This is a genomic window from Bacillus sp. FSL K6-1106, from assembly GCF_038005245.1.
GTDB classification, from domain to species: Bacteria; Bacillota; Bacilli; order Bacillales; family Bacillaceae; genus Bacillus; species Bacillus altitudinis.
In genome coordinates this window covers 1-10575 of the sequence record NZ_JBBOSV010000006.1, presented here as the reverse complement: position 1 = coordinate 10575, position 10575 = coordinate 1, and the positions used below count along the sequence as shown (strand labels likewise).

At 41.7% G+C, this 10575-nt stretch carries 10 protein-coding genes; 3 read left to right on the top strand and 7 right to left on the bottom strand.

What is annotated here, in order from left to right; translation table 11 throughout:
- Positions 1 to 361 (bottom strand): acetylxylan esterase (locus tag MHI20_RS19160; protein ID WP_340940716.1); only part of this gene is annotated, 361 nt, incomplete at its 3' end.
- A gap of 209 nt (positions 362 to 570) precedes the next feature.
- Here MHI20_RS19160 and MHI20_RS19155 point away from each other — a divergent pair.
- The gene (locus MHI20_RS19155) at positions 571 to 1356 is read left to right on the top strand and encodes a carbon-nitrogen family hydrolase (RefSeq protein ID WP_340940714.1); all 786 of its coding nucleotides are present in this window, start codon (positions 571 to 573) and stop codon (positions 1354 to 1356) included.
- Between the two features lie 197 nt (positions 1357 to 1553).
- Here the strand turns inward: MHI20_RS19155 and MHI20_RS19150 are convergent, their stop codons facing one another.
- Entirely contained in the window at positions 1554 to 2459 is a 906-nt protein-coding gene (locus tag MHI20_RS19150; protein ID WP_340940718.1) for a LysR family transcriptional regulator, read from the bottom strand.
- Positions 2460 to 2577: 118 nt separating this feature from the next.
- On the opposite strand from MHI20_RS19150, the gene MHI20_RS19145 reads away from it, so the two are divergent.
- Entirely contained in the window at positions 2578 to 3351 is a 774-nt protein-coding gene (locus MHI20_RS19145; RefSeq protein WP_340940712.1) for a class I SAM-dependent methyltransferase, read from the top strand.
- Positions 3352 to 3579: 228 nt separating this feature from the next.
- Here MHI20_RS19145 and MHI20_RS19140 read toward each other — a convergent pair whose 3' ends face one another.
- The 5 genes from MHI20_RS19140 to MHI20_RS19120 form a co-directional block, all read right to left on the bottom strand.
- Positions 3580 to 4956, bottom strand: a complete 1377-nt coding sequence (locus tag MHI20_RS19140) for an MFS transporter (protein WP_024718969.1) — start codon at positions 4954 to 4956, stop codon at positions 3580 to 3582.
- Positions 4957 to 5076: 120 nt separating this feature from the next.
- The gene (locus MHI20_RS19135) at positions 5077 to 6084 is read right to left on the bottom strand and encodes a LacI family DNA-binding transcriptional regulator (protein WP_340940710.1); all 1008 of its coding nucleotides are present in this window, start codon (positions 6082 to 6084) and stop codon (positions 5077 to 5079) included.
- 77 nt (positions 6085 to 6161) lie between these two features.
- Complete coding sequence (locus MHI20_RS19130; protein ID WP_039166333.1) at positions 6162 to 7109, bottom strand: dihydrodipicolinate synthase family protein; 948 nt, start codon at positions 7107 to 7109, stop codon at positions 6162 to 6164.
- A gap of 412 nt (positions 7110 to 7521) precedes the next feature.
- Entirely contained in the window at positions 7522 to 8079 is a 558-nt protein-coding gene (locus MHI20_RS19125; protein ID WP_340940707.1) for a shikimate kinase, read from the bottom strand.
- Between the two features lie 85 nt (positions 8080 to 8164).
- Positions 8165 to 8938: an IclR family transcriptional regulator gene (locus tag MHI20_RS19120; protein ID WP_017366579.1), complete on the bottom strand. Its 774-nt coding sequence runs from the start codon at positions 8936 to 8938 to the stop codon at positions 8165 to 8167.
- Between the two features lie 143 nt (positions 8939 to 9081).
- Here MHI20_RS19120 and MHI20_RS19115 point away from each other — a divergent pair, with 143 nt between their 5' ends.
- Complete coding sequence (locus MHI20_RS19115; protein ID WP_340940704.1) at positions 9082 to 10443, top strand: hypothetical protein; 1362 nt, start codon at positions 9082 to 9084, stop codon at positions 10441 to 10443.
- Positions 10444 to 10575 lie beyond the last annotated feature (132 nt).

The following is a 10575-nucleotide window of genomic DNA, read 5'->3' as shown; positions in this document are numbered from 1 at the left end:
CTTGACCGCGGACGAGCATACCAAATGTTGCATAGCCGTGCAGCGCCCAGTTGACGATGTCATGAATGCCGTCATCATAGCTGGCATTATAGCCATGAAAACGAACGAGCGCTGGATGCGGACCAGTTTGATCAGGCACAGCATAAAAGCCTTCAATTTTAGAATGTCCAAAGCTTTGATACGTCAGGCGGTACACCTTGACGCCTTTCACTGGATAGTCATAAGATTCAAGTGTTGGCTCTGCCTCCACTTGGCGCAGTTCTTCGAGCGATTTCTTCCAAAAGTCTGCGAAATCAGGACGTGCTGTTTTCTTTGGTTTATATTTTTTTAGCTCTTCTAGTGATAAATCGAACAATTGCATATCATACTATTCCCCTTTGTTTTATTAGTTATGAGTATCATACCACTCATTTCTTGATTGAGAAAGTCATTTAACAAAACCTTCTGACATTTCTATTGGCAAAGATGGCGGAAAGCTTTATGATAAAGAAACTGGCTTGAAGACTAGATGCTTCAGGCAATATCACCGAACCATTCATTGCATGAAACGAATAAAGGAGGAAGACCGTCATGAACATCGCCCTGATTCAAATGGACGTACAAATAGGAGAACCTGATGTGAACTTTCAGAAAGCAGAAGCGTTTTTAGAAGAAGCAATTCGTCAGCAGCCTGATGTGATTATTCTACCTGAAATGTGGAATACCGGCTATGCGTTAGAGCAAGCGGATGAGCTTGCCGATGCAGATGGCGAGCGAACAAAACAACTCTTCTCTTCCTTTGCTCGTCAGCACCAAGTGTATCTCATCGCTGGAAGTGTCTTGAATAAACGGACAACAAATGAAGATATCACCAACACGATGTATGTGTTTAACCGCCAAGGTGAGCTTTTGTTAGATTATGATAAAATTCATTTATTCCGCTTAATGGATGAGCATAACTATTTAACCGCTGGTGATCAGCTTGGTTTATTTGACTATGGTGAAGATGTCAAGATTGGTGCGATGATCTGCTATGACCTCCGCTTCCCTCAGCTTTCTAGGACGCTCGTGAACAAAGGGGCGAAGGTGCTTGTTAATACCGCTCAATGGCCGTCAGCAAGAGTGGACCATTGGCGCAGTCTGCTCATCGCAAGAGCCATTGAGAATCAGTCATTTGTGATTGCGGTGAACCGGACGGGCACAAGCAGAGACACTGAATTCCCTGGTCACTCCATGGTGATTGACCCGCTCGGACGCATTCTACTTGAGACAAATGATGAAGAAGACATTTATTATGCAAACATTGATCTTCAGCTCGTAGATGAAGTGAGACAACAAATCCCCGTCATGACAGATCAGCGGCTGGATTTATATTAGAAAGCAGGGGCCCCCTGCTTTCAGCGTGTAGACAAACCCTCGCATTCGGTGTCAGTCCTGCGTGCCGGTGCTCACGAATGTCAAATTCGCTCCGCGTCGGTACTCGTCCTTCCTAGGGCTGCAAAGGTTTTCTATCACGCTGAAAAAAGGTAAAAGCAGGGGACTCCCCTGCTTTTTACGTTTAATTAAACGTTTGTTTAAGCTTTTCCTTGATTCTGTTGAAGGTCCATGAAGGCTTGAGCGGCTTTCGTTAAATATCTTTCTTCCACATATGCAAACACAAGTGTGCGGGTTGGGCATGAATCAATGTGTAAATAAGTGACTGCTTTCCTTTCCTCTTGTGCCACCATTTTCGGCACCACCGTCACACCTAGCTCATTTTCAACCAATGCCTGAGCTGTTTGAATATGACTTGTTTCAAATGCAATCCTCGGCCAAAAGCCATGATGACGGCACAGTTCCGTGACCACTTGCCGAAAGCCATATCCCTCTTTCAGCATAATAAATGGGGCATCTTCCAGAAGATGAAACGGGACAGACCCTTCTTGTTCCGCTTGATTGATGATTTCATTCAGTTCATCCGTCAACCACGGTTGAGCCGTTTGCGGAATGGCGAGGAGAAGCGGCTCTGTCAGCATTTGTTTTGTTTTCAATGATTCATGCTCGACAGACAGAGAAAGAATCGCCAGATCCAGTTTCCCAGCGAGTAAACGTCTTTCTAGCTCACGAGGCGATTCTTCTATCAAATGAACGTGAACGTGCGGATACGTTTGACAATAGGTTTTTAATAAACTTGGCAGGACATATCCCCCTGTGACAGCTGGCGCACCGATCATCAGTTCTTTCCCTACCTCATAAGCAGCTTCCCCCATCTCACGCAATAAATCATCTCGTTCCTTCAAAATGATCTCTGCTCTTTTGATCAATCGGTTTCCTTGAGGTGTAGGAGTGACTTGTCCATACTTCCGAATAAACAGAGGAGTATCTAATTCCTCCTCAAGTTTTTTAATTTGCTGACTTAACGAGGGCTGTGCAATGTGAAGTTTTTCCGCTGCTTTTGTAAAGCTTTGCTGCCGGTACACTTCCATGACATATTCCATCATTCGTATATCCACTTCTCTCACCTCATAGGTTTTAACTATTCATATCATATCTTTTATGTCTTAGACAAATCACGGGAAGAACCCTACGATAAAGAAACAACAAAAAGGGGGTAAAGGAATGAATCCATATTCAAAAGCCGAGAAACAATTCTCACAAAATGCAGAGAACTACCGAGATTCACCCATCTTTGCAGCTGGAAAAGAACTTGAATGGATGAAAACGGCGGCGAAGGCAAAGGGCAATGAGCATCTACTTGATATCGGCTGCGCGGCAGGTCATACCGTTTTTTCCTTTTCAGACGTCATCTCTAAAGGAATCGGGATTGATGTCACACCCAAAATGATCGAGGTTGCTACAGCACTTGCGGAAGAGCGACAGCTGAACCACATTACGTTTGAGCAGGCATCCGCAGACGCATTGCCCTTTTCTGATGCATCATTTGATCTCGTCACATGCCGATTTGCTGCTCATCACTTCCCACATCTCCCGGCAGCCATGTCTGAAATCAGCCGAGTCTTAAAGAAAGGCGGCAAATTTCTACTTGTCGATCATTATGCACCTGAAAACCAAGCACAGGATGAATTTATTAATCATTTAAATAGACTGAGAGATCCCTCCCATGTGCGAGAAAGCTCGTTATCAGAATGGAAAGAGCTTTTCGCTGACAACCATCTGACGAAAGAAGATATCCGTTACTGGGATCTGCATATTGATTATCAGGACTGGATCATACGAGGACGTACACCAGAGAATGTTCAAAAGGAAATCGTTGCCCACCTTCATGCTGCAGACGATGAAACGAAACAGCTGTTTCAACTGCAATTCGACGAACATCGTCAGCCAACATCCTTTTGCCTAAAAGCCACACTGCTTCAAGGGATCAAACATTAAACTGATCGAAAAAGTCTACCCTAGCCGGTAGACTTTTATATTATGAATATACATTTCCACTATCTGATAGATATACTTTTCATGTTCGTGACAAGGAGTGCTGATAATGTTTCTATTATAAGATAATTGAACTGAGGTAGGTTAGGCTTTTTCAAAAGTGTACGTAAATCCTCTGAATAAAAAAAGAACCTACCCTCTTTAGAATAAGTTCTTCACTGCATGCATCACTTACGGTGCAATATCCTCTAATACTTTCTCTCTCGTTTCGATCATTTTAAAAGCAAGAATTGCTCCCACTACAGTCACACTTGCAAAAAGAATAAAAATAGTTGAAACACCGCTCACCTCTAAAATAAAACCTATCATAATAGGAGCAATCGCTGAGGCCAGCCTAAGCCACGCTGTAGCAAATGCCGTACCAATTACCCTCATACGGGTTGGATAGATTTCAGGTGTATATAAATAGAGAAGAACTGTAATTGTCCCCATCATTCCGTAGGCAGCGGACCCTAAATAAATAACGCTTTCTGGAGAATTTGCTCCGCTGATCCATAAAGCCGTTAATAAAGCACCTGTTACGATAAATGCAATGGTTGCCCAACGCTTCCGTCCTACTTTATCGATTAAAAATGCACAAGCGAATACCCCTATGGTCTGTAAAATATTTGTGAGAGAGGCTGCCCTTAATGAATCTCCAACTGGCAAATTGTAAACCGTATTATAAAGACTCGGTAACCAATTATTTAATCCATTCGATACAAAGTAGGCAGAAAACCATAGTCCCCATACGATCAATGTTCTTTTACGATAAAAAGTAGAAAAGAGCTCTTTCCAGTCGCCTTTTTCAGTGCTGCTGGACACTTGCTTTGCAACAGGCATTCGTTTGTCCGTACTAGCTTCAATCTCTTCAATGATTCTTTCGGCTTCATCTAACCTGCCTTTTGAAATAAGCCATCTTGGAGATTCGCGTAACATGAAAAAGAAGACAAAGACGATTAAACCGCCAATTCCACCAATCAAGAACATCCATTTCCACCCAAAGCTAGGTACAACAAATGCACCAATTTGAGCTGAGATCATTAATCCTAATGGAAAAATCATCTCATAGAGCATAAAAAATCTCCCTCTGCCTTGGGCCCGGGACAACTCATTGATATATGAGGCCGCTACTGGCACTTCTCCTCCTACTCCAATCCCCTGTATAAAACGAAAAATAAAAAGGGCCATAAAGTTACCTGAAAATACACATGCGATACTCATAATAGACATGAGAAATACAGTCCACTTTGCACTAAATACACGGCCACGTCTTTCTGCTAACCACCCAAAGAAAATAGCACCAATCGCTTGTCCGATATAACCAGACCCAATAAGAAGACCAATTTGAGCAGGTGATAAATTCCACATGCCGATGAGAACTGGGAGAACAAACGCTAAAGATAGTGCATCAAAAGCATCAAAAAAGGTAGCAGATCCCATAATGATACGAGGTTTTAAATGCCATCTCGAAAAAGGTACACTTTCCATCCTAGTCAATAGTTGTGAAGCTCTATCAACAACTTGCTCATCATGAGAATTTGAATTTCCGCTGAGTTCTAACGTCATGATATCTCCTCCTTAATAGAGGAAATGATGCAAAAGTACATGCTGATGAGCACAAAAGAAATCGCTTACATTTTAAATGAAGAGACATTCTAAAGCGATCATATGAGTTTTCAGCATCTATCATTTCTTTTTTGGCGTTCCCGTGGTGCCACGATCTACATAGTACATCGGGAAGATATGTTCCATCTTCTCTAACTGTTCTCCTTCTACTAACTGCGTTAGTAAAGAAACCGCTTTTCTTCCCATTCCAACTAAATCAACATGAACAGAAGATAAAGAAGGGGTTAGAAAACTTGCAATGGGCACATCATCAGCACCAACGACAGACAAATCATGAGGTATTGACACATTTGCGATATCTGCCGCTTTCATGACCCCTATCGCCAAAAAATCTGAAGAGCAAACAACTCCAGTCATGTGCTGGTTTCCTTGGAGAAATTGAGAAACCACTTCTACTACTTTTCCCCCATCAAATTCATCTAACTCAAACACAAGCTCTTTGTTCATTGTTAATCCTAAACTTTTCAGTGTACGCTCATACCCCTTGTAATACCTCACACTATGCATCGAACTCATTGGACCATTGACCAGTCCAATGGTTCGATGACCTTTATCAAATAAGGCCGTGACAGATTGGCACACACCTTCTTCATCATCGGGCCTGACACATGGAAATGGAGAATCCTCTAAGTAACTTCCGACAACGATAATGGGAATAGCTAAACTTTTTAACCAATCCATGCTCAATTCTTCATTTCTTGGAGAAAATAAAATGGCACCATCTACAGCCTGCGTTTCAAGTAATCGCTGCTGCTGTACAGATGTAAATGACATCAACATATTAAATTCAGTATCATCTAATTCCTTCGCTATCCCATCTAAAATCGTCGAAAAAAATGGATTATTCAAAATATATGAACCACGAGGAACCACGACAGCAATATTGCCAGTCTTTCTTTTAACGAGCCCTCTAGCTCCTAAATTAGGACGATAGCCTAATTCATCAATCACTTGTTTAATTCTTTCAGCCGTTTGAGCACCTACTCCTGGTTTGCCACTTAATACTCGGGAAACAGAGGCGATAGATACTCCAGCTTTCAATGCGACATCTTTAATACTTACTGACACATTTCATACCTCCGGGAGTCTGTTGTTTTATACTCTATTATAACCCGACTCACCTTCATCATGAAATCAATGGTCTGTTATTTACTAACGTTTTCCTTAAGTAAACCAACACTTTGAAGGCCCTGACGAATCTCTTCTTTTTCCTTTTGAGTTAAAGGTAATACTGGCTTCCTCGCAAGCGAACTGCTGATCAAACCTCGCTGGAACATCGCTTCCTTCATTCGCAGATGAGAGGTAGAGGAAGGTTCATCCATTTTATACACAGCATGCTTTAATTCAAAGATTCTATCGTACACTTTATTAGCCGCTACAAGGTCTTGTTCTTCCACACATTTCACAAGCTCAGCAATCAAATCTGGTACAAAACAGCCGAAACCTACAAGCGCCCCATCAATTCCTTGAACTAATGTTGGCAATAAATATTCATCGTGACATGTGAGCAATGATACATCTGGTGCATGCTTTTTCAGTGCGCGCACATCGACTTCATATTGCGCCATGTCTCTTTGACCGATTTTAAATGAGACAACGTTTGGAATCTCCGACATTTCTAATAATTGACTGGTTGTATAAGAGGTTTTTGTCCATGTTGGATATTGATGGACGATGATTGAAATATCAATTGCTTCTGCAACATCTTTAAAGAATTGGACAGGTGACTCAGGCTGCATACCGAATCTCAGCCATGAATGTGGCGGCATAAGAAGAATACCTTCTCCACCAGCTTCCTCCACTGCTTTTGCATGCTGGATCGCTTCAATTGTCCCTTCAGCAGAAACCCCAGAAATGACAGGAATTTCTCCCTTTAATTCGTCGGCTGCAATACGCACAGCTTCAGCTCGTTCATGTGGCAGCAAAGTCATAATCTCGCCAGTATGTCCATTGACAACGATCCCATTAATCCCTTCGTGCTCCGCCACCCAGCGAACAAGCTTACGAAAAGCAGGTTCATCAATTGAATAGTCATCTTTAAAAGGAATTAAGACTGCCGGGAATACACCGCTCCATTTTTCTTTATTTTTCATCAACAAATTCCTCCCCATCCGTTATAGTAAACGTTTACGGTAAGCGTTTACGTTAATAATCATAGAATGATCTAACCGAAGGTGTCAACAATATTTTTAAAAATTATAATAATTCAAAAAATGATTATTAGAATTTAGATACTATTTTATTTTTTCAAAAAAAGAAAATGAGAGATATATTTCGTTTCCCACATCAATCAAAAAACCTCATCATCTTGAACTCGTTGTAGTTTGATCACCACTTTTTTCAAACGGCTAGACACACCACATAGAGGATGCATACATTTTGATATAATGACGAAGGAAAAAACATCTTTTCTTCTTTTTTTCAACCATCATCCAACTTAGACTGTGATTTCTTTGACTACTCCTGATCTAATAGAAAAAGTCTACCCCCTTAGGATAGACTTTTTTATTTCGAATATAGATCCCAGCCAAGCTTGAGTGTGTCGACAATATAATTGGCGACTTCTTCAGCTTCTAGATGATCTGTTTCCACTCTTGAGTTATGAAGGGAATAAATTTCCCGGCGCTCTTCAAACAGCTCTTTCATCTCGTCAAGCGTGCGGTTATGAAGAACAGGACGGTTTTCAATTAAAATATCCAGCCGCTGTTTCCAATTCTCCCAAGATAGGTCAAGGAAAAGAACCGTACAATGCTTTAAGCAAGATCGTTTGATTTCTTCCTGTTTAAACGCACCGCCTCCAAGAGACACGATCTTTAGCTGAGCATGTTCACATAAATCGACGATATAGTCCTTTTCAGCCTGTCTGAAGAAATCTTCTCCTTTTTGCTGAAACATTTCTGGAATCGTCATGTTGTACTTTTTCTCAATCTCCTGATCAACATCAATAAAATCTCTATATAACTTTTTGGCAACGAGCTGCCCAATGGTTGTTTTCCCAACGCCCATAAAGCCAATGAGGACAATATTTCGCTGTCTCACAGGAATCTCTCTATTGTTTTTCATGTTCGTGACACGTCCTCCTTACGACAAGGAATGCTACATAATGTTTCTATTATATGATAAATGGACTGAGAAAAGATAGGCATTCTTAAAAATTGTGTTTGACGACGTAACCGAGCTGTTCGGAGAGCTTCTCGGCATGCTCTTTCACTTTTTGCTGCAATTGAGGGATGACATCTTCAGTAAATCGTTGGGTCGGTCCAGAGATGGATAAACATGCCTGCACCTCCCCATGAATGTTAAAGATCGGTGCCGCCACTGCCGCCGATCCGACTTCCCGTTCATCAATACTGCAAGCGGTATGCGTTTCAAGAATATGACGACATTCTTTTTGCCATTCCTCCATCGTCATGTGATCAGCCTCAGACGCGAAAACTTGCTGTTGAAACTCTTCGCTTTGGAAAGCAAGCAGCACCTTTCCACCAGCACCAGCGTATAACGGCAGCTTCTCACCGATTTTCACAAGATGCCGAATCGATTGCAGCCCTTCGGCTTGTTCAATACATACCCTGCTTTTGTGATCGAGCACATACAGGTTGACGGTTTCCTTTGTTTCATCACGAAGTGTGTACATGAGCGGTTTTGCCAGTTCCCTCAATTTGATGGACTTCCCAGCAATATAACCGAGAAGATAAAGTCTTTGACCGAGCCGGTACTTCATCGTCTCTTGGTTCTTTTCCACAAAATGATTCATTTCAAGTGCCTTGAGCAGTCTCGTTGTGGTAGACATTGCTAAGTTCATCTCTTTTGAAATGTCCGTTAGCGTCAACTCTTGACGTTCTTCGCTAAAGCAAGAAAGAATATCCAAAGCCCGCTGAACGGTACGCAATCCTGATTCTTCTTTTGACTTCTTATCAGCCATGTTCACTTTCTCCTTTTCCCCTTTGATTTCTTATCGACATGATTGACCAATTTTGCTATAATCCATTTTAAATGTTCCATTAAAAGAAAACAAATTCCACTGTACGGAATAAAACCGATAGATGTTTTGATGGAGGAGATATCATGATCTACCTGCTCATTTTCACACTTCTTATTAGCTTATACATCGTTCATCAACTATTCCCTGCTCCCATTCTCTCCTATTTGGTTGGTCTGCTGGCGGCTGCTTCGCTCACCATTTCCTTTAAGAAGGCCAATGGTCTTTATTTGAAAACGGGTGCTATGTTTCTCTTGATTGGATTGGTGTTATTTTTCTGGTCAGAACAGCCTTTGCATACGCTTTTTCTTCATTTTCATTCCATGCTAGGCTTGCTTTCTTTATTTTTCATGTTGCCATTTATTCATTCTCTCATACATGTTGGACATTTCGATACTCAATTAAATAAACTGCTTACCTTACATACAACGAGTACAAATCAGCTTTATCGCAAGAGTTCTTTTGTCACTCATGTTCTTGGCATGTTTTTAAATATCGCAACGATTCCCTTATTATATACATCCTTGAAGACGTCGCTGAACGCCCTTCAGGAACAAGTCAAACAGCACCTTTATACGCGCAATCTTTTAAGGTCATATGCGCTATGTCTTAGCTGGAGTCCTGTCGAAGTACTGGTGAGTGTCACCATTGATGCGACCAAATTGAAATATTATCAAATTGCACCCGTTACCTTTTGTTTAATGGTGCTTGTGCTGTTGACGGATTGGTTGCTGTTTTCTCGTCAAAGCAAACGATTGCCGCATATCATCCAGCCGGCGGAAGCTCACTCCAACCCTCATCGCATCAAGAGAAAAACCATTCAGCTTGCTTTCATGCTGCTCAGTTTTATGACAGTCGTTTCGCTTGTTGACGCCTGGATTGGGAAAGGTTATCTGTTCGCTGTTGTGCTGACGATTATTCCTTTCGCTCTATTATTCTCGTCTATCATCAAAAAACGAAAACAATATGTAGCTGTCTCTATTCCCCATTGGAAAGAACGAACCCGCCAGCTCTCCAATTATATGTGTCTATTTTTAAGCGCGGGCTTCTTTGTCGATATGCTGCTTGTCACAAACAGCTTGCAGCCGATTCAAGCATTTATCGTCAGTATATCAGATCATGCCATTTGGGTTTATGGGGTCATCGGGCTGTATTTTCTCATCACCGCTCTTTGCGGTTTTCACCCGCTCGTTTCGCTTGCTCTCTTAGTGAGCTTGATGGCACCTGTCATTCATGAACTGCCTGCCCTTCCCATCGCAATCATGCTCATTATCGCTGGAACCTCAACGGTCATGTTTAGCCCATATAATGTATCTGTCTCCCTATTAGCCGATTTGATGAAGGTCAACCCTTACCGAATCACTCGATGGAATATCTGGTTTGCTGGTTTTTATATCAGCATGGGTATCGCATGTGCAACGATCATCACCGTCATCTTTTATTCATAGAAAAAGAGAACCCAATGAGTTCTCTTTTAAGATTGTTGACAAAGGGCTAAAATGAACTTGATTTTAGCCCTTTGTCTTCTTTTCAGCGTGATAGAAAACCTTTGCAGCCTAGGAAGGACGAGCATCGGCGCG

What these genes read in the sequence shown, in the direction of transcription:
- MHI20_RS19150 (WP_340940718.1), bottom strand. Translation starts at nt 2,459, where the DNA reads ATGATGGAATATGTCATGGAAGTGTACCGGCAGCAAAGCTTTACAAAA.
- MHI20_RS19115 (WP_340940704.1), top strand. Translation starts at nt 9,082, where the DNA reads ATGATCTACCTGCTCATTTTCACACTTCTTATTAGCTTATACATCGTT.
- MHI20_RS19125 (WP_340940707.1), bottom strand. Translation starts at nt 8,079, where the DNA reads ATGAAAAACAATAGAGAGATTCCTGTGAGACAGCGAAATATTGTCCTC.
- MHI20_RS19155 (WP_340940714.1), top strand. Translation starts at nt 571, where the DNA reads ATGAACATCGCCCTGATTCAAATGGACGTACAAATAGGAGAACCTGAT.
- MHI20_RS19120 (WP_017366579.1), bottom strand. Translation starts at nt 8,938, where the DNA reads ATGGCTGATAAGAAGTCAAAAGAAGAATCAGGATTGCGTACCGTTCAG.
- MHI20_RS19140 (WP_024718969.1), bottom strand. Translation starts at nt 4,956, where the DNA reads ATGACGTTAGAACTCAGCGGAAATTCAAATTCTCATGATGAGCAAGTT.
- MHI20_RS19145 (WP_340940712.1), top strand. Translation starts at nt 2,578, where the DNA reads ATGAATCCATATTCAAAAGCCGAGAAACAATTCTCACAAAATGCAGAG.
- MHI20_RS19130 (WP_039166333.1), bottom strand. Translation starts at nt 7,109, where the DNA reads ATGAAAAATAAAGAAAAATGGAGCGGTGTATTCCCGGCAGTCTTAATT.